Below are 25,168 nucleotides of genomic sequence, written 5' to 3' on the forward strand. Positions count from 1 at the left end.
ACATCACCTGCGTCCTACATTAATTCCAGACATCTGAGAGAAGGAATTGATTATGGTTAAGGTCGGTATTAACGGTTTCGGCAGGATTGGACGCAACGTCTTACGCGCGGCAGTGGGCAACCCGAATATTCAGATCGCGGCAATCAACGATCTGACGGACAGCAAGACGCTGGCGCATTTGCTGAAATACGACTCGCTGCTCGGCACGCTCCCCGTCCCGGTTGAGGCGGCTGATGATGCACTGCTGGTCGACGGCCAGCGGATCCGCGTTTTCAGCGAACGCGATCCGGCCAACATCCCGTGGCGCGACGTGAATGTGGATATTGTTATTGAGGCCACCGGCTTCTTTACCGGACGTGAGCAGGCTGCCGTGCATATTCACAGCGGTGGCGCGAAGCGGGTGATTATCTCTGCGCCGGGCAAAAATGATGACTTAACGATCGTCATGGGCGTTAATCATCAACACTACGATCCGGCCAAACATTCCGTGGTCAGCAACGGTAGCTGCACCACCAACGGACTGGCTCCGGCGGCGCAGGTGCTTCATCAACATTTTGGTATTGAACACGGGCTGATGAACACCACTCACGCCTACACCAATAGCCAGGTACTACACGATCAGCCGGAGAAAGATCTGCGCGGCGCGCGTGCGGCAGCGCTGTCCATCGTGCCGTATTCCAGCGGTGCCGCTAAAGCGCTGGGGAAAGTGATCCCGGAACTGGATGGCCGCCTGACGGGCTATTCGCTACGCGTCCCGGTGCCGGTGGTGTCGATTGTCGATCTTACCGTCACGCTCAAGCGCGATGTCACGCCGGAGGAGGTCAATGCGGCGTTTCGTGAGGCGGCGACCTCCGGTCCGTTACAGGGCATTCTGGGCTACAGCGATGAACCGCTCGTTTCCAGCGATTATCAGGGCGACCCCCGCTCATCGATTATTGATGGTCTCTCCACGCTGGTCATCGGCGGTAACATGGTGAAAATCCTTGCCTGGTATGACAATGAATGGGGATTCTCTAATCGACTGGTTGATCTGGCGCTGTTTATGGCCCGAAAAGAGCAGTAATCCCTCCCGCACGGCTGGCGGATCAACGCCAGCCTTATGGCTTCCTCCCCGCAATGTCCTCTCTTTCTGGTACATCCCTCCGTTACCAACTATAACCTATTGATTGAGCTGTTCGTTTAGAGGTGAAGTATGGGGTATCTGGGGTGGACAGCGGCGACGGGCGTCTTATTACTCTTAATGTCCCTGTCCTATGGCTGGATCAGCCGTTTTGCGGTTCCGGTCTTCGGGCTGTATTTACTGGTGGGTATCGCCTGCGGCCCGTGGGGACTGGGGATACTGCGGATTGATATTGTTGAACATGCGTCGTTAACCAGCCGCATCACGGAAATTGCGATGGCGGCGTCGTTATTTATTACCGGGCTGAAAATCCGCCTGCCGCTGAGGTTCGCCTTCTGGAAAACCGGCATTATGCTGGCGCTGCCAGGGATGCTACTCACCATTGGCGGCATTATGGTGGTCTCGCACTTCCTGACCGGCATCTCATGGCCGCTGTCGCTGGCGCTTGCCGCAATCCTGGCGCCCACCGATCCGGTACTGGCGAGCCTGGTGGCGATTAACGATGCGCAGGACGGCGACCGGCTGCGAATTTCGTTATCCAGCGAGGCGGGACTTAATGACGGCACGGCCCTGCCCTTTCTGATCCTCGCGCTGCTCTGGAATAACGCCGGGTCCGCGCTAAGCGGTGAAGAGTTGCTGAAATGGTTTAGCGTCGATCTGGTATGGGCGCTGGTCGGCGGTTTAGCGATTGGTTTTCTGCTCGGACGCTTCATCGGCATGATGGCAACCCGTTCACGCCATGCGCAGGGCGAAGTTGCGCCGAGTGATTTTGTCGCGCTGGCATTAATCTGTCTGAGTTTTGCGCTGGCGCAGTGGGTCAGTGCATCCGGTTTTTTGGCCGCGTTTGCCGCCGGCGTCGGGCTGCGCAGCACCGAAATCAGCGTACAAAAAAGACATGCCGATCAGAAGGAAGACGAGGATGATTTACCGGCTGAAATGCTGGTGAATCCGCATACCCGCCACGGTCTTAACATGCAGAATCCGATCAAATCGGTGGGGCTTATCATCGGCGATGCGCTCTCTTTTGGCGATACCGTGGAACGCCTGTTTGCCGCGGCGCTCATCATCATTCTTGGCGTCACCCTGGCGCAACACTGGAGCAGCGCCGCGTTACCGCTGGCCTTTATTATTTTCTTCCTCATCCGGCCGCTGGCCGTATTACTGGTGACCCTGCGCTCAAAAAGCGCGTGGCTGCACCGCCTTAGCCTCGGCTGGCTGGGGATCAGGGGTATCGGCAGCCTGAACTATATCGCCTTCGCGTATATGCATGGATTTAAGGGGGATGGCGCGAGCCTGGTGACCGATACCGCCATCACCATTGTCACCATCAGCGTCCTGGTGCATGGCATTACGGTGACGCCCCTGCTCACCTTACGGCGCAAAAAAGAACAGCGCTAACGCTACCGGGGCCGCCTGATTGACGCTGGCGCGCCCTCATTACCTTCTCCGCCTCACAAGCCGGAAAAGCCGACTACGCTTAAAGATATTCCAAAAATAGCGCACCGCGCCCTTGAGTTGTTGGTTTTTTGCTCCCTGAATACTGGAGAATCTTTATGTGTAAGCAATCGTCCAGCGCCACTGGCTGTCTGTCGCCAGTAGAAACGGCGCATCTGAAATTCACCGTCAATGGTGAAAGATACGAACTGGATCTTGATACCCGCACCACCCTGCTCGACGCCCTGCGTGAACATCTCCATCTGACCGGCAGCAAAAAAGGCTGCGATCACGGTCAGTGCGGTGCCTGCACCACAATCGTTAACGGACGGCGGATCAATGCCTGTCTGACGCTTGCGGTAATGCATCAGGATGCCGACATCACCACCATTGAAGGTCTCGGCACGCCGGACGATTTACATCCAATGCAGGCGGCATTTGTCAAACATGATGGTTTCCAGTGCGGCTACTGCACCTCGGGACAAATTTGTTCGTCGGTGGCGATGCTGAAAGAGATTGAAGCGGGCATCCCGAGCCACGTTACCGATGACCTCCTGGCCCCCTCCAGCCTGACAGCTGACGAGGTTCGCGAACGGATGAGCGGTAATATCTGCCGCTGCGGTGCGTACAGTAACATTCTGGCCGCCATTGGCGACGTTGCCGGGGGTGAACAAAAATGAAATCGTTCACCTATGAGCGCGCCACTACGCTTAGCCAGGCGGCGGCAAGTGCAGCCCAGCATGCTGGCGCACGGTTTATCGCCGGTGGCACCAACCTGCTGGATTTAATGAAGCTGGAAATCGAAACGCCGGGTCATCTGATCGACGTTAATGGTCTGCCGCTGGACCAGATTGAATCGACGCCAGAGGGCGGCCTGCGGATAGGTGCGCTGGTGCGCAATACCGATCTGGCTGCCGACCTGCGCATCCGGCGTGATTATGCGGTGTTGACCCGCGCCCTGCTGGCGGGAGCCTCCGGCCAGTTGCGCAACCAGGCCACCACGGCGGGCAATCTGCTTCAGCGTACCCGCTGCCCCTATTTTTACGATCCCAATCAGCCGTGTAATAAACGTGAACCTGGCAGCGGCTGCTCGGCGCTTGACGGCTACAGCCGTCAGTTAGCGGTCGTCGGCACAAGTAGCCACTGCATCGCCACACATCCCAGCGATATGGCGGTGGCGATGCGCGTCCTGGATGCGGTTGTTGAAACCGTCCAGCCCGATGGCACCCGGCGCAGCATTCCTCTGGATGCGTTTTACCGCGCGCCGGGTGACACGCCGCATATTGAAACAGATCTTGCTCCCGGCGAGCTGATCGTCGCCGTCATCCTGCCGCCGCCGGTGGGCGGGGTGCATATTTATCGCAAAGTGCGCGACCGGGCGTCCTACGCGTTTGCGTTAGTTTCGGTGGCAGCCATCATTCATTCCGATGGCAGCGGTCGCGTCGCCCTTGGCGGCGTGGCGCATCAACCGTGGCGCACGCCGGACGCGGATGCGGAACTTCCCCACGGGGCGAAAGCGGTCTGTCAGCGACTGTTCGCCGACGCCCACCCCACGGACGACAATCAATTCAAACTGACGCTGGCAGAGCGCACGCTCGCCTCGGTCCTGGCAGAAGCGAGGGAATAAGCAGATGAAATTCGACAAACCCGCTAGCGCAAATCCCATCGACCGTCTGAACGTTGTCGGCCAGCCGCGCGATCGTATCGACGGGCCGCTTAAAACCACCGGTACCGCGCACTATGCCTATGAATGGCATGATGAAGTCGACAATGTGGCCTATGGCTATGTGGTCGGCTCCGCCATCGCCAAAGGACGAGTCAACGCCATTGATACCGACGCCGCACGTCGTGCTCCCGGCGTGCTGACGGTCGTCACCGCGCAGAATGCCGGGCCTCTCGGCAAAGGCGAGATGAATACCGCCACCCTGCTCGGCGGTCCGGAGATAGAACATTATCATCAGGCGCTGGCGCTGGTGGTGGCGGAGACATTTGAACAGGCGCGTGCGGCGGCGAGTCTGGTGGAGGTGACCTACCAACCGCAGGAGGGCAGCTTCGATTTGGCAGAAGCCAGACCGGAGGTTAACACGCCGCCAGAAGATACTCCTGACAGCATCACCGGCGACTTTTCCACTGCGTTTGCCGCCGCCGACGTCAAACTTGATGCGACTTATACTACCCCGGATCAGTCGCATTTTGCGATGGAGCCACACGCCTCGATGGCCGCCTGGGACGGTGATAAGGTAACGGTCTGGACATCCAATCAGATGATCGCCTGGTGTCGCAAAGAGCTGGCAGCTACGCTGAAGATAGAGCCGGAAAAGGTGCGGATCTATTCACCCTATATTGGCGGTGGCTTCGGCAGTAAATTGTTCCTGCGCAGCGATGCCCTGCTGGCAGCGCTTGGCGCGCGGGCGCTGCAACGTCCGGTGAAGGTAATGCTTCAACGCCCGCTGATCGCCAACAACACCACGCACCGACCGGCAACTATTCAGCAGATCCGCATCGGCACTGATAAGGCCGGACATATTTCCGCTATCTCTCACCTGAGCTGGTCCGGTAATCTTCCGGGCGGCACGCCGGAGAACGCGGTGCAGCAAACCAATCTGCTGTATGCGGGTAACCATCGCCAGACGGGGCTACGGCTTGCCGAACTTGACCTGCCGGAAGGCAATGCCATGCGCGCGCCCGGCGAGGCAGCGGGCCTTCTGGCACTGGAAATCGCCATTGACGAGATAGCGGAGAAAGTCGGTATCGATCCGGTGCAATTTCGCATTCTCAACGATACCCAGGTTGACCCTACCCAGCCTGAACGCTTTTTTTCTCATCGTCAGCTAAATACCTGCCTGCGCGAAGGCGCGAAACGCTTTGGCTGGCAGGATCGTATTGCCCGGCCCGCGCAGGTCCGCGACGGGCGCTGGCTGGTGGGGATGGGCGTTGCCGCTGCCATTCGTAATAACATGGTGGATAAATCCGGCGCGCGGGTCCATCTTGACCCGGACGGAACGTTAACCGTCGAAACGGACATGACCGATATTGGCACCGGCAGCTATACCATCATCGGCCAGACGGCGGCTGAGATGCTGGGCATACCGCTGGAAAAGGTGGTGGTGAAACTTGGCGATTCCGACTTCCCTGTCTCGGCCGGCTCCGGCGGCCAGTGGGGCGCAAATACCTCCACCGCAGGGGTCTATGCCGCCTGTGTCAAACTGCGCGAACAGGTCGCGCAGCGACTCGGTCTGGAGAGTGACGGACTCGATTTCTGTGACGGTGAAGTGCTGGCGGGTCCACAGCGATTTGCCCTTACCGAGGCGGTGAAGGACGGACGGATCACGGCGGAAGACACCATGGAATATGGCAATCTGGATAAAACATTCCAGCAGTCTACGTTTGCCGGGCATTTTGTGGAGGTCGGGGTGGATATATTCACCGCCGAAGTACGGATCCGCCGGATGCTGGCGGTCTGTGCCGCGGGTCGGATTTTGAATCCTAAAACCGCCCGCAGTCAGGTGATCGGCGCGATGACTATGGGCGCAGGTGCCGCGCTGATGGAGGAACTGGTGGTCGATCCGCGCCGGGGCTACTTCGTCAATCATGACTTAGCCAGTTATGAAGTGCCGGTGCATGCCGACATCACCGAACAGGAGGTGATTTTCCTTGACGAAACGGACCCGATTTCGTCACCGATGAAGGCCAAAGGCGTCGGTGAACTGGGACTTTGCGGCGTCGGCGCGGCCATCGCCAACGCCATCTACAATGCGACCGGCATCCGGGTGCGGGAATACCCGATTACCCTCGACAAACTGCTGGCAGAGATGCCAGAACCGGCGCTGAAAGGATGACCGCCGTGTTGCAGCACGTGACGGCTCAACACAGCCAGTGCACGCCGCGGGCGGCGTTTCAGACCGACGATCCGCTGGTTATTCTGCGCTTCGCGACCGACGCCCTGCACGCCGGCATGGCGTCGGCGCTGGTGACCCTCACCGATATTCACGGCGGCTCTGCGCGTCCGCGCGGCGCACAGATGGCGGTGCGGGAAGACGGACAGTATTGCGGCGTGGTCTCCGGCGGTTGCGTCGAAGCCGCCGCGGCGTATGAGGCGCTGGAGGCGATTCATAGCGGGCGCGATCGCGATGTTATCTACGGCCAGGGTTCGCCTTATATGGATATCGTTCTGCCCTGCGGCGGCAGTATCACTCTGCATATCCGCCTGATACGTTCGGCACAGCCGCTGCTGTCGGTGCTCACCGCGCTGGAACAGCGACAGGCAGCAGGCTTACGCTGGCATCCTGACGCGCCGGGTTTCAGCGCCGTCAGCCACGCACTCAACACCGGACGCGATAAGCAGACTTTTCAGGTAAGCTATCGCCCTCGTCCGCGCATTATGCTGGCGGGTCGCTCAGCGGCGGCTGACATCACTGCGAGGATTGCTGAAGCTGCGGGGTATGAGGTGCATTCCTGCAACAGCGTGCATTCCGCCAGCGGGATTATTGATGACGACACCGCCGTGGTGCTGCTCTACCACGATCTGCATCAGGAATTACCGTTTCTTGAGGCGGCCCTGCATGCCGCGCCGTTTTATATTGGCGCCCTGGGCAGTGAACGCACTCATCAACGGCGCAGCGAAAGCCTTATCCAGCGCGGCTACTCTCCGCAGGCCATCGCGCGAATCAGTGCACCCATCGGCCTGTTCCCGAAAGCCCGCGATGCCGGTTCGCTGGCGCTGTCGGTGCTGGCCGATGTGGCGGCCGCGCGAACGGCCATGCTGGAAGCGCGTTGATGCCGGTGGTCATTATTCTGGCGGCCGGTCAGGGCGAACGCTTTTATGCGTCGGGTGGAATAAGCCACAAGCTCGACACGCTGCTGGAGGGGCAATCCGTCCTCCAGCATGTTATTACGGCGGTTAAAGCCTCCGGTCTGGGCTGGTATCTGGTCCGCCCCGCAGGCGGCACGGCGGGGATGGGCGCATCGATTGCCATGGGCGTCCGGGCCACTGCCGATGCCGGAGGCTGGCTGATCCTGCCAGGCGATCTGCCGCTTATCCACCCGCGTACCCTGCAACAGGTCGCCGATGCGCTTAAGACCCACTCCATCGTGGTTCCCCATTTTCATCAACGTCACGGCCACCCGGTGGGATTCGGGCACGAACATCTGCCAGCGCTGACCTCGCTGCGCGCGGATGCTGGCGCGGCGGCCATTGTTCGCACCGCCAGAGCGGAAGGACGCGTACAGGATTTAGCGCTTAACGACGCTGGCATTATTGATGACGTTGATACCCTTTCCGATCTCGCCAGGGCGCGCCGACATTTCCTTTCCCGGCAAAAACGCGCCCTCGCAGAAGATAAACCTTAAGGAGAACGGCATGACCCAGGCATCCTCTTTCACCGATAACGATCTTCATCTGCTCGATCGCTACTGGCGCGCGGCTAACTATCTTTCGGTGGGGCAAATCTACCTGATGGATAACCCGCTGCTGCGCGAACCATTACAGCCGGAACACATTAAGCCGCGCCTGCTCGGCCACTGGGGTACCACGCCGGGCCTGAATTTTATCTATGCCCACCTTAATCACGCCATTCGCCAGCGCGATCTGGATATTCTTTATATCTGCGGTCCGGGCCACGGCGGGCCGGGGATGGTGGCGAATACCTGGCTGGAAGGCAGCTACAGCGATATTTATCCTGATATCAGTCAGGACGCTGAAGGAATGAAAAAACTGTTTAAACAATTTTCATTCCCCGGCGGTATTCCCAGCCACGCCGCGCCAGAAACGCCCGGCTCGATTAATGAAGGCGGTGAACTTGGCTACTCACTCTCGCATGCGTTTGGCGCGGTATTTGATAACCCGTCGTTAATTGCGGCCTGTGTAATTGGCGATGGTGAAGCGGAAACCGGGCCGCTGGCCTCAAGCTGGCACGGCATCAAATTTCTTAATGCCGCCCGCGACGGCATGGTGCTGCCGATCCTGCATCTTAACGGCTATAAAATTGCTAACCCGACTATTCTGGGGCGCGAAAGCGACGACAGCCTGCGCCAGTATTTCAGTGGTCTGGGCTATGATCCGCTACTGGTCAGCGGACACGAACCGGAAAAAATGCACCGGCAAATGGCGCAGACGCTGGCTGAAGCGCTGGACGCTATTGAGCGTTATCAGCAACAGGCCCGACGCGGCGAAGTTGCCGATGAGCTGCCCCGCTGGCCGATGATTATTCTGCGCAGCCCAAAAGGCTGGACCGGGCCGCAAACCGTGGACGGCAAAAAGGTCGAAGATTTCTGGCGCGCCCACCAGGTTCCGGTCTCCGCCTGCCGGGAAAATGACCAGCACCGGCAGATCCTGGAGCGCTGGATGCGCAGCTATCAGCCGGAGGAGTTGTTCGATGAGCGTGGACAGCTTAAGGCTGAGTTGCAGGCGCTGGCCCCCAAAGGTGATAAACGGATGGGGTCTACGCCCTGGGCCAACGGCGGAAGGCTGCGCCGCGAACTGATTACCCCGTCGCTGCATGACTACGCGATAGACGTTCAGTCACCGGGAGAAACCCAGGCCGAGTCCACCGACGCGCTCGGCAGCTACCTCGCCGGTATTTTCCAGCGCAACGCCGATAATTTCCGCCTGTTCGGACCGGATGAAACCGCCTCTAACCGGCTGGGTAAAGTCTTTAACGTCACCAGCCGCACCTGGCAGGAGCCGATAAAACCGTATGACGAACAGCTGGCCGCGGATGGCCGGGTGATGGAAATCCTCAGTGAGCACCAGTGTCAGGGCTGGCTGGAGGGGTATTTACTTACTGGTCGGCATGGTCTGTTTAACTGTTATGAAGCCTTTATCCATATCGTCGATTCGATGTTTAATCAGCACGCCAAGTGGCTTAAGGTCTCCCGCACCCTCCCGTGGCGCAAACCGGTCTCTTCGCTTAACTATCTGCTGTCGTCTCATGTCTGGCGGCAGGATCACAATGGTTACAGCCATCAGGACCCGGGGTTTATCGATCACGTCGCCAATAAGAAAGCGGATATTGTGCGCATTTATTTACCGCCGGATGCCAATACCCTGCTGTGCGTGGCAGATCACTGCCTGAAAACCTGGGATCGCATTAACGTGATTATTGCCGGGAAACAACCCGCGCCGCAGTGGCTGACGCTGGAGGAGGCGCAGAAGCACTGCGCGGCGGGAATGGGTATCTGGCACTGGGCCGGAAACGAGCAGAGCGGCGGCACACCGGATGTGGTGATGGCCTGCGCAGGCGACGTGCCGACCATGGAAACACTGGCGGCGGTGGATCTGCTGCGCGAGTACCTTCCCGACCTGCATGTGCGGGTAGTTAACGTGGTGGATCTGCTGGCATTGCAAACCAAAGATCAGCATCCGCACGGGCTGAGTGATGACGATTTTGATGCCCTGTTCACCCCGGATAAACCGGTGATCTTTGCCTTCCACGGCTACCCAAGCCTGATCCACCGGCTAACCTACCTGCGTAACAACCATCGCAATTTCCATGTCCGCGGCTTTATGGAAGAAGGCACCACCACCACCCCGTTTGACATGACGGTGATGAATGAGCTGGACCGTTTCCACCTCGCTCAGGAGGCGATCCTGCGTGTTCCGGCGTTGCAGGGCAAAGCCGACGATATTCTGGATACGTTACAGGAGAAAATCGCCGAACATCATCGCTACGTGCGCGAACATGGCGAAGATCTGCCCGAGGTGCAGGGATGGAAATGGCCGTCGCAGCAGGGCGACGAAAATATTCCGGAGTAGTGGGATGCGCCCCTGTGGCTGATGGTGGAACAGATGCCGGGTGGCGGCTTCGCCTTACCCGGCCTACGCCCACAACGTTAGCGGGTTACACCATGATCGTAGGCCCGGTAAGCGCAGCGCCACCAGGCATCAGGGGCACGACGCTGATGCCTGTACCGGATAATGCCGGGTGGCGGCTTCGCCTTACCCGGCCTACGCCCACAATATCAGCGGGTTATACCATGATCGTAGGCCCGGTAAGCGCAGCGCCACCGGGCATCAGGGGTATGGCGCTGGCGCCTGTACCAGATAATGCCGGGTGGCGGCTTCGCCTTACCCGGCCTACGCCCACAATATCAGCGGGTTACACCATGATCGTAGGCCCGGTAAGCGCAGCGCCACCGGGCATCAGGGGTATGGCGCTGGCGCCTGTACCGGATAATGCCGGGTGGCGGCTTCGCCTTACCCGGCCTGCGCCCACAACGTTAGCGGGTTACACCATGATCGTAGGCCCGGTAAGCGCAGCGCCACCGGGCATCAGGGGTACGGCGCTGACGCCTGTACCCGACATCCTTGCCGCGCACCTGGTACGTTAATGGCTCAAAATCTGCTCTAAAAACTGCCGGGTGCGTGGATGTTCAGGCTGACTGAAGAACTGCTCTGGTGGTGCGGATTCCACAATCCGCCCGTCGGCCATCAGGATCACCTTATCCGCCACGGTGCGGGCAAAGCCCATCTCATGCGTCACGACGATCATCGTCATCCCACCCTCTGCTAAATCCAGCATTACATCCAGCACTTCCTTAATCATCTCCGGATCAAGCGCCGACGTCGGTTCATCAAACAGCATAATTTCTGGCTGCATACACAGCGCGCGGGCTATCGCCACCCGCTGCTGCTGACCACCCGACAGCTGAAGCGGAAATTTGTACGCCTGATTGCCGATATGCACTTTCTCCAGATAATGCATCGCCAGCTCCGTCGCCTGTTTCTGGCTCATCTTGCGCACCAGCCGTGGGCCGATGGTGAGGTTATCCAGCACGCTAAGGTGGGGGAACAAATTAAACTGCTGGAACAGCATGCCTATGCTCAAACGAATGCGATTAATATTGCGCACGTTGTCGTTCATTTCGATGCCGTTGACCAGGATCTGCCCCTGCTGATGCTCTTCCAGCCGATTGATGCAGCGAATTAAGGTCGATTTACCCGACCCGGACGGGCCGCAAATCACCACCCGCTCACCCTTCGCCACGTTGAGAGAGACATTGTCCAGAACCTGAAACTTTCCGTACCATTTACTGACGGCATTCATTTCGATGATCGGTTTAGGTAAAGCTGCGGACATCAGGAGGCTCCTTCTACGTGGTGGCTGGCGTCAATGCGTTTTTCTACCCAGATGGCGTAGCGCGAAAGCATAAAGCCGAACAAAATATAAATAGCCGCGATAAAAATATAGGTTTCGATGTAATAGCGTCGCCACTGCGGGTCCTGCATCACGGCGCTGGTCGCGGTGAGCATGTCAAACAGGCCGATGATAATCACGAACGAAGTGTTTTTCATCGCGGCGATGATATGGTTGGTTACCGCTGGCAGACAGATGCGTAGCGCCTGCGGCAGAATGATTTTGGTGGTTGTGTGCCAGTAGCCGAGATTCAGTACCGTCGCCGCCTCATACTGCCCGCGCGGCACGGACTGTAAACCGCCGCGGATCACTTCCGCCTGATAGCAGGCAAAAAACAGCGCGATACCGACAATAATGCGCAGCAGTTTGTTCACTTCCATATTGGTGGGCAGGAACAGCGGAAACACATTCACCGCCACGAACAGAATGGTGATCAGCGGCACACCGCGCAGCCCCTCAATAAAGATCACCGACAGTCCACGGAAAAACGGCAGCGGCGAGCGACGGCCCAGCGCCAGCGCCACCGAGACCGGCATACCGAGGATCACCGTGCCGGAAAACAGTAACAACGTCAGCGGCAGTCCGCCCCAGTCGGCCGACTGTACCGGCGACAGCCCCAGCACCCCGCCGCTCATCAGGCAGTACATCGCCACCAGCGCGACGGCCCACAGCGGCCACAGAAACCGTGAATGCCAGCAGGCAGGCGACAGCGACAGCCCGACGCTCACAAACCAGATCAACATGCACAGCGCCGGACGCCACTGCTGTTCATACGGATACAGCCCGAACAGGATAGGCCGGTACTTTTCGCCGATCACCGCCCAGCAGGCACCTGCGGCGACTCGACACTCCGCCGCCCCGCCGCTGAATACCGCCTCCGTGACGCCCCAGCGCAGCAGTTTTGCGCCGATGGTGACGATGACCGTCAGCAGCGCCAGCGTTAATACCGTCTGCAGCGCACTACTGAACAGGTTGCGACGCAGCCAGTCAATTGCCGTAGGTTGCATAGCCTCTCCTTAGCGCTCTTTAATGGCGACGTAACGGTTAAAGATATTCATCAGCAGCGAGGTCGTAATGCTGATAATCAGATACACCACCATCATGATGGCGATCGCTTCAAGTGCCTGTCCGGTCTGATTCATCAGGGTATTGCTGATATTCGCCAGTTCCGGATATCCCACCACCACGGCAATGGAACTGTTCTTTGCCAGACTGACATACTGACTGGCCAGCGGCGGGACAATCACCCGCATTGCCTGCGGAATTATGACGTGGCGGATCACATGCCAGGGCGAAAAGGAGAGTGAACGTGCCGCTTCAAGTTGTCCTTTTGGCACCGACTGGATCCCGGCGCGGACGATCTCGGCAATAAACGCCGAGGAATAAAGCGCGATACCCAGCAGCAGCGCGGTGAATTCCGGGCTGATCGTAAAGCCGCCGCGAAAGTTAAAACCACGCAGTTCCGGGCGATCGATGGCGTGCGGCGCACCGCTCAGCCACCAGACCAATAGCGGTAAACCGACGAGAAGTAACATTCGCAGACGTGCCACTGGCAGCAGGCGACCACTCCGCTCCCGCAACCGCCGGGCCAGCATCGCCAGTGCGAGACTGAGCACCACGCCTGTCGCCAGCGCCCACAAGGTCCACAGCCAGCCGGGATCGGCCTGTAACACCGCAAAGGTCAGACCGCGGTTTGTCAGATAACCGGCCCCGGCCAGCTCAATGGCCCCGCGTGGCGACGGCAGGTTACGGATCGTCACCGCCCAGAAAATCACCTGTAAAATCACCGGCACGTTGCGCAGCAACTCCACATAGCCTTCGGCCAGTTTCTTCAGCAGCCAGTTTTTTGACACCCGCCCCAGGCCGACGATAAACCCCAGTACCGTCGCCAGCACAATGCCGCAGGCCATGACATACAGGGTGTTAAGTAAGCCGACCAGAACCGCGCGGGCATAACTGTCGCGCGGCGTATAGTCGATCAGCGTTTCGCCAATCGCAAAATGGGCGCTTTGCTTGAGGAACGCAAACCCGGTGGTAATACGCTGGGTTTGCAGATTATCCACCACGTTGTGATAAAGCCATCCGCAAAAGCCGACCAGCAGCACGGCGAGCAGGATTTGATAGCACCAGGCTCGCGTCGTTTTACTGCCGATAAGCGTCATGAGGCCAGCGGTGCTGACCTGCCCCGGCGCATCAAGCGTGTTGGTATGTTGTGATTGTTTCATCATGTCAGGATCGGGCGCACAAACGGAGGTTAGCGGATCGGTAAGCCATACAGCAGGCCACCGTCGTTCCATAATTTATTCAGATCGCGATCCAGCGGCTCTGCGCTTTGGGGACCAAAGTGGCGGTTATAAATATCGCCATAGTTACCCACCTGCTTAACGATGTTGTAAGCCCATTGATTATCCAGCCCCAGTTTCTGACCGAAATCGCCACTGACGCCTAAAAGCCCCTGCACATCCGGGTCGGCGGATTTCAATTGCTGATCGACGTTCGCCTGACTGGTTTTCAACTCTTCCGCGTTAAACGTGGCATACACCACCCATTTGACGATATCAAACCACTGATCGTCACCTTTACGCACCGCCATCGCCAGCGGCTCTTTCGAGTAGATCCCCGGCAGGATCACATGGTCGTCCGGGTTTTCGGCATCTACGTTTTTTACGCCGGGTAAGGCGACTTTGTCACGGGCCAGCACATCGCAGCGTCCGGCGAGGTAGGCCGCCACGTACTCTTTATTATTTTCAATCACCACCGGGGTGTAGTGCAGATGGCGGGAGGTGAAGATCTGCGCCACATTCTGCTCGGTGCTGCTGCCCGGCGTGATGCAGACGGTGGCCCCGTCCAGATCCTCAATTTTCTTCACGCCGCTATTGGCGCGGACCATAAACCCGGTGCCGGTATAAAAGTTCGGCGGCGCAAAGTTGAGGCCCAGCGACACATCGCGCGTCAGCGAGGCGGTAATATTGCGCGACAGGACGTCCACTTCACCGGACTGAATGGCCGGGAAACGCTGCGCCGTGGAAAGCGGCGTAAAGCGAACTTTTTTGGCATCGCCTAAGACCGCCGCTGCCAGCGCCCGGCAGAAATCCACATCCAGCCCGACCCACTGGCCTTTACTGTCGATGGAAGAAAATCCGTGTCGTGCCGGATGAACGCCGCACACCAGTTCGCCCCGGGCTTTAATTTTCTTTAGCGTCTCCCCATTGCTGGCGGGCGCGTCTGCAGCCTGCGCTGAGAAGGCAAGGTTTCCGCTGGCGATCAGCAAGACCGCCGCCAGCATTTTCATTTTATTGATCATCATCGACCCTTTTCCCGGTTAATTTTTTGTATTTACAACGCGTCTGACTATGTTCCGCGCTACGCCCGACCTCTGGCAAAGAAGGAATATGGCGTAGCACATGCAAAAATGATCTAACCCATCCAGCCCTGCGCGCCCTGCCACAGCAGTTGCAGGCTCAGCAGCAGCATCGTCACCCGGAACACTACGCGGAACAGTTTTTCCGGCAGGTTGTCGAGCAGTCGCGATCCCAGCCAGGTGCCCAGCGCGCCGCTGATAATCATCGCGGTTAGTACCGGCAGCCAGGTCGCCCAGGCAAAGCCCATCAGACCGAAGGCGAGTATTTTTAATCCGTGCTGAAGGACCATGCAGGTTGCATGGGTGGCAATCAGCGGTTGTCTCTTCAGCCCCTGAGAACTGATTAGCCCCGCGACCATCGGCCCCGTCGCGCCCACAATCATCGTCCCGATGCTGCTGATCCCGCCGCCGATGACAAAAAACAGCTTATTGGTCGGCTTTGCCTCACTGCGTTTGTGAAAGACCGTCCAGAGGATAAATAGCGCTAATGCGATACGCGCCAGGCTGTCCGGGATCGCCGCGGCCAGCGGCGCACCGAGGGCGATACCGACCGCGCTGCCGAGCAAAAACCACAGCACCAGCGGCCAGACCACATACATGCGCTGGATCAGCGTCCGGCTCAGGTTTGATCCTAACTGCACCATTCCGTGCACTGGCATCAGGCTGGCGACCGGCATTCCCAGGCCCATCACCGCCAGCAGCGCCGTGCCGCCGCCTAGTCCCATCGCCGCCGTGAGCGCCGAGGTCAGAAAACTGCAAAACACCATCACCCCGGCAAACAGCGGCGAAATGTCAGCAGGAATAAGCGATAAGGTCATAGTGATTCCACTTAGCGATAATCGTCTTGCAGCAGGCGGGAATACAGCGCCTGCGCGTTATCGGCAGACATCACGCGAGTGGCACAATCGATAAATTTTTGCGCCAGCACACCTTCCGCCAGCGGGTTATCCGGGCTGGAACCCCGCGCCCCGGCAATCGCCTGGTGAAATTGACGCCCGTCTGTGGTGGTCAGCGTGACATACGCACGATGCGTCGTCGCCTCGTCATGGCAACCCAGCGTGACCTTGTGCATTAATGTCTGCGTTGCCGGATCGGCAAAACGCGCCGTGTCGATAAAATCGTCCAGCGTCAGCGTCCCGGCGACAAAGGCCCGCGCCACGCAGTAGTGCAGACTGAATTTCCCCGCCAGCGGATTTTCCGGCTGCGGAATATTGATATGCGGGAAGCGGATCGGATGCACCTGCACCTCAATACGTTCGATCTGCTCCGCTTTCAGCCCCGTCTGCTCGCGCAGCGCCAGCACGCCGTCCACGGGTGAAAGAATGGCGTAACAGCAGGAGAAGTACTTGAAGTTGTTGCTCTTTTCGGTATCAAGAATGTACGGCGTACCGTCCCAGCGTTCGGTCAGCGCGGAAGGATCGACATTTTCGCTGCCGTTAAAAACGTTGAAATAGCCATGATGATGTTCCAGCGCCGTTTGCCCGGCACTGAAGCCTTCCCGGGCCAGTTGCACCGCCATCACCGCACTGCGTGCCGCCTGACCGACGGCCAGCGCTTTGGTCTGGCTGCCAAAGTTGGATTTTATGCCGGAAGCGAGCGAGGCACAGATCGACAGCGCCGTCGCGGTATGTTCTTGCGTTAAGTCGAGCAGCACCGCACAAGCAGCAACGCCGGCAAAAATGCCCACCGTGGTGGTAGGATGCCAGCCGTGTCGGTACTGGAACGGGCTGACCGCTTTGCCCATCCGCACGGCGGTTTCATAGCCGCAGAGATATGCGCGGATTATCGCCTCGCCGTTAAGCGCGTGCTCGTCCGCCAGTGCCAGCACCGCAGGCAAGACGGCAACCGAGATGTGTCCGTGCAGCCAGGAGTTTGAATCATCATAATCCAGCAGATGCGATGACGTGCCGTTGAGCAGCGCGGCATCCAGCGCGTTGAGACGCAGATCGGTGCCAAAAACCCGGCTATTCCCGGTCGCGGCCGAAGGAACAATGACGCGGCGCAGTTTTTCTGCCCCGTCCTGGACGCCGCCCGCCAGCGTCACGCCGAGGGTATCAATAATAGCGGTTCGCGCCTGCTCGCGGGCTGCTGGCGAAAAGGTTTGCTGCGAGAAACTCAACAGATTTGCAGCGAGTTGTCCGGCAATACTCATACCTCTACTCCTTTAAAATTCCGTGTTTTCGCCAGCCAGCAGCGCGGTGATAGTTGCCAGGGAGCCTGGACGTTCAAAATGCGCCGCCGCCTGATACAGCGCCTCACTCTTCTGCGCCCCGAGTGCCGGGATTGCCAGCGAATCAAACTTGGCGCGCAGTTCCTCGTCGGTTAAGGGGTTTTGCGCATGACCGCGATACACTTCAGTATGGGCGTGCAGTACCTCGCCATCCTCCAGCCAGACGTCAATAAAGGCCGAACTGGCGGATTGCCCTTCGACGGCCTCAACATTCAGTAACTCCAGCAGCGCGCGCGGCGCGGGATCGGCCACCGTTTGCGGCGTGAAATCGGTATCGGTCAGCGCATATCCGCTCAGCGCCAGCGCGATGCAGTGCGGGATACTGAATTTGCTCTCCAGCGGCGTTTGCGGATTGAGGATCCCGGCGTTAACCATCCCCATCGGATGCACTTTGGCATCAATGCGGATAATGGCGCGGCCTTGTAGCTGCGGGTAAAGCTGTCGTGCGGTTTCGATGGAGGCGTGCGTCCCCCGGCAGCTGGCATACAGCTTGTAGCCGTTGGTCAGCAGTTCCCAGCTTTCGCCAAAATCCAGCGGCGGAATTTCCGCGCTGCCGTCCTGGATAAAGTTTTTCACCCAGCCGTCCGTTTCATAAAAATGATGCGCGCCGACGAATCCTTCCGCAGCCAGTTGCGCCGCGAGGATCCCGTCCATCGCGGCTTTCCCCGCATGGAAAGGCTTGCCATGCGTGCCCGAGGACTTTTGCAGCCCACCCATCATAGTCGCCGCCGCGCCGAGCGCGTTTTGAATTTGTGGCTCGCTAAGCCCGAGAAGAGAGGACGCGACCGCTGTCGCACCCGCGCGTCCGACGATGGCGGTCGGATGAAAACCGCGGCGTTGCAGATTGCGGCCCACTCCCGGCACCCAGCCACCGCCAAGTTTTGCCATCACTTCGAACCCGGCGATAAAGGCTTTCAGTACCCGTTCCTCGCTGACCGGATGCGCCTGCGCCATCGCCAGCGCCGTTGACCAGCACGGCCCCCCGGGATGGCCCGCGCCCGCAGGATGGGTATCGTCATAATCTGCCGCATGGGCCATGGTGGCATTAATCAGCGCCGCCAGACCCGGCGTGGTGGTTTCGCCAAGAATAACCCGCGCCACGCCGGTGGCATTCCACTGGCGTGCCACCTGGCGCACGGCGCGCACCGCATCGTCATTCACCGCCCCCAACGCCACACCGAGGTAATCAATCAGCGCGCGTTTGGCCTCATGCAGCACCGTCTCCGGGATCGGCATCGTATGAGCGCGATGGATAAAATGACTGAGTTGATCTCCCCGGGGATAAGCGCCAGATACAGTGTCTGTTTTGGTCATGGTAAAATTCCCTGATGCTGACTAAAAAACTTATAAAACAACAAGATGATTAATTGAATTCATTTGTATACAATAAATCAGACCCTCAACATACCAGCGATGGCGCGAAGGTCAAAAGACGATTTTTAGCTATGCTAAGAACAAAATGAGCGATGAAACATGATTTACTGTGGCAATATGGCGCTACATTCATGGTGCGCGCTTCTGGCCTGTAAACTGGAAAAAAACCTCTGAAATTATGAACGTAAAACCTGGCGAGCGTGATGTGACAATGTCACCTTTCGAGATACTGATCACGGCGATTGAACGCGGCGAACTGTTGCCCGGCGAACGACTACAGGAAACCCGACTGGCGGCGCAATTTGGCCTGAGCAGAACGCCTATCCGCGAGGCGCTGCATCGCCTGGAAACCCTGGGTCTGGCAGAGCCGGGGCCGCAACGCGGTTTGATCGTCGCCAATATCAGCTATGACCGTTTGCGTCAGCTTTTTGCCGTCCGTGAAGGGCTGGAAAAGATTGCCATGCAGCTGGCGGTGGCAGCCGCGTCTGATGAAGAAATTGCGCTCCTGCAACGTATGGTGGATGCGGAAAAAACGCTGACCGACAGTAAAGCGCTGCACGATCATAACCGCCTGTTTCACCGGCAGATTTATCGGTCCACCCACAATCCGTATCTTAATGAGATGCTGGATAATCTGCGCATTCATCTGTCACTGCTGCGCGGTACCACCTATGCGCTGTCGGACCGGGCGGAAGAGGCAAAGTGCGAGCATCAGGCGATGGTTGATGCCCTCACCCGCCGCGATGCTGAGGCGGCGCAGGACGCCGCCTGTCAACATATCCGCAACGGCTATCGCGCCCGCCTCGCGATTATCAGTCAACTGGATAACTAAAATACGTGCGAGGCACTATTGCTCTGCCCGCTGCCAGTATTCGCTAAGCGCATGTGCTTCCCCATTCACCGGATCGCTTTCAGGAAACGGCAGCGAGGCTATCCGGGCCAGCATCTCCGACGTCGCCGCCGCTGTGCACAAATCTGCCTCCTGCCCGAGTGCATACGCACCAACCACCAGAAAATCGTCGGAGGCGGATAACCGACGATGCCCGGTGCCCGCCGGCAGTAATATCACATCGCCTTTACGCACGTTGAACTCCTTACCGCCTGGACCACCCAGCAGCAGGCGAGCAGAGCCGGCGGCAATGCCCAGCACTTCATGCGCTGTAGAGTGGTAATGGTGATAATCGAAGACACCATCGCGCCATTGCGCTGGCCAGCCGTTATCAGTAAAGCGCTGCTCAAACTGGCTGGCGATATCCCCTTCGTTCACCACGCGCTGATAAAGCAGCACGGTCAGAGAAGGATGATTGGGGACCCATTCATGGGCCACAAAATGTTGCGTCTGCGGTAAAACCGGGTGTTGATGATGGTCGGGCATCGTTATTCTCCGTTGTTGTCGACACCCTTTAACACTAGTCGTTATTGAGATACTGCCCTGGCGTGGTGCCCAGCGTCTTTTTAAACATGGTAATAAAGGCCGTTACCGAGTCGTAGCCCAGCTCCCAGGCGGTATTCTGCACCGACATTCCGGTCACCAACAGACGAATAGCCACCAGTACCTGAAGCTGCTGCCGCCAGCGGCCAAAGGTCATGCCGGTTTCTTTCAGTACAAAACGTTCAAAGCTGCGGGGACTCATCGCCAGGCGGCTGGCCCACACCGCGAGCGGGCTACGATCTGCCGGATTGGCCATCAGACTGTCCGCCAGCTGTTTGATCCGGGGATGCTCGCTGATTGGCAGACTCAGTTGTTCTACCGGCATCAGGGTCAACTCATGCAGCATCACCTGCGCAAAACGGGCGACGGGGCTATCGGGCGAATAATCCTGCGGCAGATCGGCAAAATGTTTCAGCATCTCGCGCAGCAGTGGACTGATTTGCAGGGTGCAACACGCCTGCGGCATACCCTGTACATCCGGCTCAATATATAAAAACAGAACGTCGCCATGGGTCGTCACCCGATTGCTGTGAGCAACCCCGGCGGGGATCCACGCGGCGCAGTTGACCGGAACCATCCAGTACGCCGTCGGAGCCAGACAGGTGACACCGCCGCGCAGCGTCAGAATCAGCTGCCCTTTACGATGGCGGTGAAACGGTACCTCTTCCTGCTGCCCGGCAGAGTGCACCTTCAGCGCCACTACCGGATTGGGATTGTGATCGATAGCAAAATTTTTAAGGGAATGCAGTAAAGACATAGGAAAGGTTTCGTGCGCCACTATTGGCGAAATGTAGCGATGGATTGTTGTTATATCGATATTACGGCAAAGCGGCAAGCCTTTATAGTAAGGCTGAAATTTGATTCAGAGCAAAAATCATGCGTAACGTGCATAAAAAAAACCTGCTGCTTATTCTGGGCATCCTGCTGATCGCCACCAACCTGCGCGCGCCGTTTACCAGCGTCGCGCCGCTGCTGGAGATGATCCGTGCTGAACTGGGCTTAACGGCGACCCTGGCGGGCCTGGTGCAGACGTTGCCATTACTGGCCTTTGCCGCTTTTTCACCATTTGCCGCCGGTGTCGCGCACCGGCTGGGGATGGAGAAGGCGTTATTTCTGGCGCTGATCGTTATTGCGGTCGGCATCGTAGTGCGCTCGTATGCCGGGCTGCCCGGACTGTATGCCGGGACCCTGATCGTGGGATCGGGCATCGCTATCGGTAATGTGCTGCTGCCGGGCATTTTAAAGCGCGATCTGCCGCATCGCGCGGCGAGCCTGACCGGACTATATGCCCTGACCATGGGCCTTGCCGCCGCGCTGGGGTCAGCGGTCATGATCCCTCTGGCACAATCACTTCACGCCGGGTGGCACCATGCGCTACTAAGCACATTGCTGCTTCCGCTCATCGCATTAGCCGTCTGGATACCGCAATTATCGCGTCATACGCCGCGGCCTGCGGCACAGCACAGCGAGCATCGCCGTCACGCATCCGGGGTCTGGCGCGCGGCGCTGGCCTGGCAGGTCTCCCTGTTTTTCGGCCTTAACTCGTTTATTTATTACATCATTGTTTCCTGGCTACCCGCAATGCTGGCAAACCTCGGCTTTAGTACGGCAGAAGCCGGATCGCTGCATGGCGTTCTGCAACTGGCAACGGCGGTCCCCGGCTTTTTTATCGGGCCGCTGCTCGGCCGACTGCGCGATCAGCGCGTGCCGGGGGTAGGTTTTGCCCTGATCGGGGCGACCGGTCTGGGCGGGCTGCTGCTGCTGCCATCGCTGGCAACATTATGGGTGGTACTGATTGGGATCAGCACTGGCGCAGGCGTGATCCTCGGCCTCGCTTTTATCAGCCTGCGCTCCAGTAATGCGGTACAGGCGGCGACGCTCTCCGGGATGGCGCAGTGCGTGGGTTATTTGCTGGCAGCCGGCGGGCCGCCATTGGTGGGCCTGCTGCACGACAGTCTGGGTGGCTGGACGTTGCCGCTGACTGGCTGCACCGTGCTGGCACTGGTACTGGCGGTGCTCGGCTATCTGGCCGGCAGAGCGCGTCATCTGCCGCTTGTGGACGCAGTAACGCCTGAGCAACACGCGTAGTGCAATGTGAGTGGTTATAAGAGATGTGCGCACCGACGCCATCCATATGACTGATGTTTTGGGAGGCGCTCTGTTATCCGACGAGTCCTCCCTTTTTTCATGCTATAACCTTTCCCGCCGCTAATGTTGCTGCTGGCGAAAACGCGCGACTTTGGCCCGGTTGCCGCACAGCGCCATACTGCACCAGCGGCGGCGATGTGATTTGGTGCGATCGTAAAACCACAGCCTACAGTCGGGATGCTCGCAGGTTTTGATGAGTTCAAAATCGGCTTCCGCGAGCAAAGAGGCCGCCAGTTCCGCCACCGGTCCCAGCAAATGCGTCGCACTGTGGCCAGGATAGATTTTCACTATCTCTACGCTACTACCGCTGCCGCTACGCAGTTGTTTACAGGCGGGGATCGAGGCCAGGAAATCATTTAAGCCCTCTGGCTGCAATGTTTCCCCTGCTTTCTTTTGCGCCACCAGGGCGCGAATCATCTCCCGCAGTCGTCGCGCCTGTTGCAGTAACTCTCCCGCGGTCCACGATGCTTTCTCACCCGGACTCGCCAGACCTGCACGGGTAAGCCAGTCCATCACATCCTCGTCGGATTGCCACATGTCCTGCGGCTGGCCGTTTACCTGCATGACCGTATTCAGAAAATCCAGCGCACCATGATCTGCCAGAAATAGTGGGATGTGGTCAGAAGCCATAGAACACCTCAATGATAAAGACACTTTCGCTAATGGTAGCCGAAACGTGCGCCTTTGTAACCTCTAAAAAATAATTTGACTGGTTACTTATTTCGCGCATACTCAACCATGTAACCTTTTTATTATCATTTTAACAGTTACATTCTGGAGGCATTGATGACTATCAACATCCATTATCCGGTTCGCTATCAGTTTGCCGAGGCCGACGGCGTGCGCGTGTTTTACCGGGAAGCAGGCGAACCCTCGCTACCTGTGCTGCTGCTGGTCCACGGATTTGCCAGCTCTTCTCATCAGTTCCGCGAGCTGATCCCGCTGCTGGCCGATAAATTCCATCTGATAGCCCCCGACCTGCCGGGCTTTGGTTTTACCGAGGTGCCGGATGAGCGCGATTATCCCTATTCCTTTGACGCCCTCGGCCAGACGCTGACCGCGTTTGTTGATGCGCTGGACCTGCAGCGTTATGCGCTTTACGTGTTTGATTACGGTGCGCCCGCCGGGCTGCGTCTGGCCCTGAATTATCCTGAGCGGGTCAGCGGTCTGATTTCGCAAAACGGTAATGCCTATCTTGAAGGGCTGGGCGATGCGTGGGCACCCGTGCGCGCATACTGGGACGATCCGTCGGCGGCAAACCGGCAGGTGGTCAACGACGCGGTGTTAAATATGGAAGGAATACGCTGGCAGTATTTGCATGGCGTGCAGGATCCGCAGAGCGTCGCGCCGGAAACCTGGCATCTGGATACGCTGCTGATGGAGCGGCCGGGCAACAAAGCGATCCAGTTGGATCTGTTCCTCGACTATGCCAACAACTTAACCCGCTACCCGGATTTTCAGGCTTTTTTCCGCGCCAGACAGTTGCCAACGCTGGTGATCTGGGGCAAACACGATCCGTTCTTCATTCCCCCCGGCGCGAAAGCCTGGCAACGTGATAATCCGCACGCGGTGGTGGAACTGCTGGATACCGGTCATTTTGCGCTGGAAACCCATGTGGGTTATATCGCTAAACGCATTCGCGAGGTCATTGGCGAGGCGGTGTAATCAGGTGAAAACGCCGCGCGGCGACAGTGCGCGCGGCAGTTTTATTAATCCTGTGTCGGTGCGGTGGCGACATCTACCCGCACCCGAAGTCCTGTCAGCACGCCCGCGACCAGCATCACTATGCCCGCAGCAATAAAGACACCGGTGATACCGCTAAAGCTGAACATCATTCCGCCGCCTGCGGCACCGGTGGCAATAGCGGACTGTACCGATGCCACGACCATGCCGCCGGCACTCTCGGCGCGGTCAGGCACGGCGCGCGTTACCCAGTTTGACCAGGCCACCGGAATACCGCCGAACGCCAGCCCCCATAGCGCGACCAGTAAGGTCTGTACGGCCACGGAGTCAGGGAACATCACCAACGCCAGCGCCGCCAGGCCCACCAGCGCGGGCATTAAAGCCATCGTGCCGCGGGCGCTGCGTTCAAGCAGCCAGCCCGCGAGCAGCGTCCCGGAAAAATTGGCCACCCCGAATCCCAGCAGCATGAGCGCGATGCCGTCACCGTCCATGCGGGTGGTACTCTCCAGAAAAGGACGAATATAGGTAAATAAGGCAAAGTGACCGGCATGCGCCAGGATACAGGCGAACATCCCCATCGCAATGCCGGGACGCAACAATACTTCAATAATGGTTCGCAGCCGCGCAGGCTTGCCGGGCACCAGCGACGGTAAGGCGAAGAACTGAACCGCCAGCGTTATCGCCCCCACGGCGGCCGAGGCGATAAACGCGCTACGCCAGCCGTACAATCCACCCAGATAACTGCCGAGCGGTACGGCGACGACGGTGCCTACCGCCACGCCGCTGAAGATGATGGATAATGCGCGTGGCAGCAGTGCCGACGGCACCAGCCGCATCGCCACCGCTGCCGCCATACTCCAGAAACCACCAAGGGCAATACCCAGCAGCACGCGCATCAACAGCAGCACCGCCAGGCTGGAAGACCAGGCGACCAGCAGGTTTGAGGCGATCATCAGGGTAGTAAACATCAGCAGCACCGTCCGGCGGTCAATGCCGCGGGTAAGCCCCGGCACCAGCAATCCGGCAAACAGCGCCACCGCGGCAGTAACAGTAACGGCCTGCCCCGCCAGTGCCTCAGAAACGCCAAGCTCCGCTGCCATCGGCGTTAATAAGCTGGCGGGCAGATATTCGGCGGTCAATAAACCAAATACTCCCATCGCCAGAGAAAATACCGCCATCCAGGCCGGTGTAATGGGCGCAACGTGCTCAGGTGACGGCGCGCGGCTATCGCAAACAGTGTGACTCATCGTAA

The 25,168-nt window shown here is 58.6% G+C and carries 23 protein-coding genes; 12 read left to right on the forward strand and 11 right to left on the reverse strand.

What is annotated here, in order from left to right:
* Positions 1–52 precede the first annotated feature (52 nt).
* From gap to ACMGGS_RS19300, 9 genes are all read left to right on the forward strand, one after another.
* On the forward strand, positions 53–1,063 hold the full coding sequence (gene gap / locus ACMGGS_RS19260) for a type I glyceraldehyde-3-phosphate dehydrogenase (RefSeq protein WP_414163959.1): 1,011 nt from the start codon (positions 53–55) through the stop codon (positions 1,061–1,063).
* A gap of 129 nt (positions 1,064–1,192) precedes the next feature.
* Positions 1,193–2,518, forward strand: a complete 1,326-nt coding sequence (locus ACMGGS_RS19265) for a cation:proton antiporter (protein ID WP_414163960.1) — start codon at positions 1,193–1,195, stop codon at positions 2,516–2,518.
* A gap of 155 nt (positions 2,519–2,673) precedes the next feature.
* Positions 2,674–3,234 (forward strand): aldehyde dehydrogenase iron-sulfur subunit PaoA, encoded by a 561-nt coding sequence (gene paoA / locus ACMGGS_RS19270; RefSeq protein ID WP_414163961.1) that lies wholly within the window; start codon positions 2,674–2,676, stop codon positions 3,232–3,234.
* On the forward strand, positions 3,231–4,181 hold the full coding sequence (locus ACMGGS_RS19275; RefSeq protein WP_414163962.1) for an FAD binding domain-containing protein: 951 nt from the start codon (positions 3,231–3,233) through the stop codon (positions 4,179–4,181). Before paoA ends, ACMGGS_RS19275 begins: the two co-directional genes overlap by 4 nt.
* Before the next feature lie 4 nt (positions 4,182–4,185).
* A complete protein-coding gene (gene paoC / locus ACMGGS_RS19280; protein ID WP_414163963.1) occupies positions 4,186–6,393 on the forward strand; it encodes an aldehyde oxidoreductase molybdenum-binding subunit PaoC in 2,208 nt (735 codons plus the stop codon).
* 5 nt (positions 6,394–6,398) lie between these two features.
* A complete protein-coding gene (locus ACMGGS_RS19285; protein ID WP_414163964.1) occupies positions 6,399–7,331 on the forward strand; it encodes an XdhC family protein in 933 nt (310 codons plus the stop codon).
* Positions 7,331–7,903 (forward strand): nucleotidyltransferase family protein, encoded by a 573-nt coding sequence (locus tag ACMGGS_RS19290; protein ID WP_414163965.1) that lies wholly within the window; start codon positions 7,331–7,333, stop codon positions 7,901–7,903. Before ACMGGS_RS19285 ends, ACMGGS_RS19290 begins: the two co-directional genes overlap by 1 nt.
* 10 nt (positions 7,904–7,913) lie before the next feature.
* On the forward strand, positions 7,914–10,307 hold the full coding sequence (locus ACMGGS_RS19295) for a phosphoketolase (RefSeq protein ID WP_414163966.1): 2,394 nt from the start codon (positions 7,914–7,916) through the stop codon (positions 10,305–10,307).
* Positions 10,308–10,702: 395 nt separating this feature from the next.
* The gene (locus tag ACMGGS_RS19300; RefSeq protein WP_414163967.1) at positions 10,703–10,882 is read left to right on the forward strand and encodes a hypothetical protein; all 180 of its coding nucleotides are present in this window, start codon (positions 10,703–10,705) and stop codon (positions 10,880–10,882) included.
* Here the strand turns inward: ACMGGS_RS19300 and ACMGGS_RS19305 are convergent.
* The 7 genes from ACMGGS_RS19305 to ACMGGS_RS19335 all read right to left on the reverse strand — a co-directional run bounded on the left by ACMGGS_RS19305 (position 10,879) and on the right by ACMGGS_RS19335 (position 18,593).
* The gene (locus ACMGGS_RS19305; protein WP_228066021.1) at positions 10,879–11,631 is read right to left on the reverse strand and encodes an amino acid ABC transporter ATP-binding protein; all 753 of its coding nucleotides are present in this window, start codon (positions 11,629–11,631) and stop codon (positions 10,879–10,881) included. The two genes, ACMGGS_RS19300 and ACMGGS_RS19305, sit on opposite strands and share 4 nt — an antisense overlap.
* The gene (locus tag ACMGGS_RS19310; RefSeq protein WP_414163968.1) at positions 11,631–12,695 is read right to left on the reverse strand and encodes an amino acid ABC transporter permease; all 1,065 of its coding nucleotides are present in this window, start codon (positions 12,693–12,695) and stop codon (positions 11,631–11,633) included. Before ACMGGS_RS19310 ends, ACMGGS_RS19305 begins: the two co-directional genes overlap by 1 nt.
* 9 nt (positions 12,696–12,704) lie before the next feature.
* On the reverse strand, positions 12,705–13,850 hold the full coding sequence (locus tag ACMGGS_RS19315; protein ID WP_414166319.1) for an amino acid ABC transporter permease: 1,146 nt from the start codon (positions 13,848–13,850) through the stop codon (positions 12,705–12,707).
* 92 nt (positions 13,851–13,942) lie between these two features.
* Positions 13,943–14,995, reverse strand: a complete 1,053-nt coding sequence (locus tag ACMGGS_RS19320) for an amino acid ABC transporter substrate-binding protein (protein WP_414163969.1) — start codon at positions 14,993–14,995, stop codon at positions 13,943–13,945.
* 110 nt (positions 14,996–15,105) lie between these two features.
* On the reverse strand, positions 15,106–15,867 hold the full coding sequence (locus ACMGGS_RS19325) for a sulfite exporter TauE/SafE family protein (protein ID WP_414163970.1): 762 nt from the start codon (positions 15,865–15,867) through the stop codon (positions 15,106–15,108).
* 11 nt (positions 15,868–15,878) lie between these two features.
* The gene (locus tag ACMGGS_RS19330; protein ID WP_414163971.1) at positions 15,879–17,201 is read right to left on the reverse strand and encodes an MmgE/PrpD family protein; all 1,323 of its coding nucleotides are present in this window, start codon (positions 17,199–17,201) and stop codon (positions 15,879–15,881) included.
* A gap of 12 nt (positions 17,202–17,213) precedes the next feature.
* Positions 17,214–18,593: an MmgE/PrpD family protein gene (locus ACMGGS_RS19335; protein WP_414163972.1), complete on the reverse strand. Its 1,380-nt coding sequence runs from the start codon at positions 18,591–18,593 to the stop codon at positions 17,214–17,216.
* A gap of 238 nt (positions 18,594–18,831) precedes the next feature.
* Between ACMGGS_RS19335 and ACMGGS_RS19340 the strand changes: the two genes are divergently transcribed.
* Positions 18,832–19,485, forward strand: a complete 654-nt coding sequence (locus ACMGGS_RS19340; protein WP_414163973.1) for a GntR family transcriptional regulator — start codon at positions 18,832–18,834, stop codon at positions 19,483–19,485.
* A gap of 15 nt (positions 19,486–19,500) precedes the next feature.
* On the opposite strand, the gene ACMGGS_RS19345 is transcribed toward ACMGGS_RS19340, so the two are convergent.
* A complete protein-coding gene (locus tag ACMGGS_RS19345) occupies positions 19,501–20,028 on the reverse strand; it encodes a cupin (protein ID WP_414163974.1) in 528 nt (175 codons plus the stop codon).
* A gap of 34 nt (positions 20,029–20,062) precedes the next feature.
* Positions 20,063–20,842 carry an AraC family transcriptional regulator gene (locus ACMGGS_RS19350; RefSeq protein WP_414163975.1) on the reverse strand — a complete coding sequence of 260 codons (780 nt, stop codon included), beginning with the start codon at positions 20,840–20,842 and terminating at the stop codon, positions 20,063–20,065.
* A gap of 119 nt (positions 20,843–20,961) precedes the next feature.
* Between ACMGGS_RS19350 and ACMGGS_RS19355 the strand changes: the two genes are divergently transcribed.
* Entirely contained in the window at positions 20,962–22,173 is a 1,212-nt protein-coding gene (locus ACMGGS_RS19355) for an MFS transporter (RefSeq protein ID WP_414163976.1), read from the forward strand.
* Positions 22,174–22,293: 120 nt separating this feature from the next.
* On the opposite strand, the gene ACMGGS_RS19360 is transcribed toward ACMGGS_RS19355, so the two are convergent.
* A complete protein-coding gene (locus tag ACMGGS_RS19360) occupies positions 22,294–22,863 on the reverse strand; it encodes a CGNR zinc finger domain-containing protein (protein ID WP_414163977.1) in 570 nt (189 codons plus the stop codon).
* A gap of 156 nt (positions 22,864–23,019) precedes the next feature.
* Here ACMGGS_RS19360 and ACMGGS_RS19365 point away from each other — a divergent pair, with 156 nt between their 5' ends.
* A complete protein-coding gene (locus tag ACMGGS_RS19365; protein ID WP_414163978.1) occupies positions 23,020–23,898 on the forward strand; it encodes an alpha/beta fold hydrolase in 879 nt (292 codons plus the stop codon).
* A gap of 44 nt (positions 23,899–23,942) precedes the next feature.
* Here the strand turns inward: ACMGGS_RS19365 and ACMGGS_RS19370 are convergent, their stop codons facing one another.
* Positions 23,943–25,163, reverse strand: a complete 1,221-nt coding sequence (locus tag ACMGGS_RS19370) for an MFS transporter (RefSeq protein ID WP_414163979.1) — start codon at positions 25,161–25,163, stop codon at positions 23,943–23,945.
* Positions 25,164–25,168: the final 5 nt, after the last annotated feature.

It is taken from the genome of Superficieibacter sp. BNK-5 (genome assembly GCF_047456055.1).
Classification (GTDB): domain Bacteria; phylum Pseudomonadota; class Gammaproteobacteria; order Enterobacterales; family Enterobacteriaceae; genus Superficieibacter.

What these genes read in the sequence shown, in the direction of transcription:
- ACMGGS_RS19355 (WP_414163976.1), top strand. Translation starts at nt 20,962, where the DNA reads ATGCGTAACGTGCATAAAAAAAACCTGCTGCTTATTCTGGGCATCCTG.
- ACMGGS_RS19325 (WP_414163970.1), bottom strand. Translation starts at nt 15,867, where the DNA reads ATGACCTTATCGCTTATTCCTGCTGACATTTCGCCGCTGTTTGCCGGG.
- ACMGGS_RS19345 (WP_414163974.1), bottom strand. Translation starts at nt 20,028, where the DNA reads ATGCCCGACCATCATCAACACCCGGTTTTACCGCAGACGCAACATTTT.
- paoA (WP_414163961.1), top strand. Translation starts at nt 2,674, where the DNA reads ATGTGTAAGCAATCGTCCAGCGCCACTGGCTGTCTGTCGCCAGTAGAA.
- ACMGGS_RS19305 (WP_228066021.1), bottom strand. Translation starts at nt 11,631, where the DNA reads ATGTCCGCAGCTTTACCTAAACCGATCATCGAAATGAATGCCGTCAGT.
- ACMGGS_RS19350 (WP_414163975.1), bottom strand. Translation starts at nt 20,842, where the DNA reads ATGTCTTTACTGCATTCCCTTAAAAATTTTGCTATCGATCACAATCCC.
- ACMGGS_RS19290 (WP_414163965.1), top strand. Translation starts at nt 7,331, where the DNA reads ATGCCGGTGGTCATTATTCTGGCGGCCGGTCAGGGCGAACGCTTTTAT.
- ACMGGS_RS19340 (WP_414163973.1), top strand. Translation starts at nt 18,832, where the DNA reads ATGAACGTAAAACCTGGCGAGCGTGATGTGACAATGTCACCTTTCGAG.
- ACMGGS_RS19265 (WP_414163960.1), top strand. Translation starts at nt 1,193, where the DNA reads ATGGGGTATCTGGGGTGGACAGCGGCGACGGGCGTCTTATTACTCTTA.
- ACMGGS_RS19310 (WP_414163968.1), bottom strand. Translation starts at nt 12,695, where the DNA reads ATGCAACCTACGGCAATTGACTGGCTGCGTCGCAACCTGTTCAGTAGT.
- ACMGGS_RS19275 (WP_414163962.1), top strand. Translation starts at nt 3,231, where the DNA reads ATGAAATCGTTCACCTATGAGCGCGCCACTACGCTTAGCCAGGCGGCG.
- ACMGGS_RS19365 (WP_414163978.1), top strand. Translation starts at nt 23,020, where the DNA reads ATGACTATCAACATCCATTATCCGGTTCGCTATCAGTTTGCCGAGGCC.
- gap (WP_414163959.1), top strand. Translation starts at nt 53, where the DNA reads ATGGTTAAGGTCGGTATTAACGGTTTCGGCAGGATTGGACGCAACGTC.
- paoC (WP_414163963.1), top strand. Translation starts at nt 4,186, where the DNA reads ATGAAATTCGACAAACCCGCTAGCGCAAATCCCATCGACCGTCTGAAC.
- ACMGGS_RS19370 (WP_414163979.1), bottom strand. Translation starts at nt 25,163, where the DNA reads ATGAGTCACACTGTTTGCGATAGCCGCGCGCCGTCACCTGAGCACGTT.
- ACMGGS_RS19295 (WP_414163966.1), top strand. Translation starts at nt 7,914, where the DNA reads ATGACCCAGGCATCCTCTTTCACCGATAACGATCTTCATCTGCTCGAT.
- ACMGGS_RS19330 (WP_414163971.1), bottom strand. Translation starts at nt 17,201, where the DNA reads ATGAGTATTGCCGGACAACTCGCTGCAAATCTGTTGAGTTTCTCGCAG.
- ACMGGS_RS19300 (WP_414163967.1), top strand. Translation starts at nt 10,703, where the DNA reads ATGGCGCTGGCGCCTGTACCGGATAATGCCGGGTGGCGGCTTCGCCTT.
- ACMGGS_RS19360 (WP_414163977.1), bottom strand. Translation starts at nt 22,863, where the DNA reads ATGGCTTCTGACCACATCCCACTATTTCTGGCAGATCATGGTGCGCTG.
- ACMGGS_RS19335 (WP_414163972.1), bottom strand. Translation starts at nt 18,593, where the DNA reads ATGACCAAAACAGACACTGTATCTGGCGCTTATCCCCGGGGAGATCAA.
- ACMGGS_RS19320 (WP_414163969.1), bottom strand. Translation starts at nt 14,995, where the DNA reads ATGATGATCAATAAAATGAAAATGCTGGCGGCGGTCTTGCTGATCGCC.
- ACMGGS_RS19315 (WP_414166319.1), bottom strand. Translation starts at nt 13,850, where the DNA reads ATGACGCTTATCGGCAGTAAAACGACGCGAGCCTGGTGCTATCAAATC.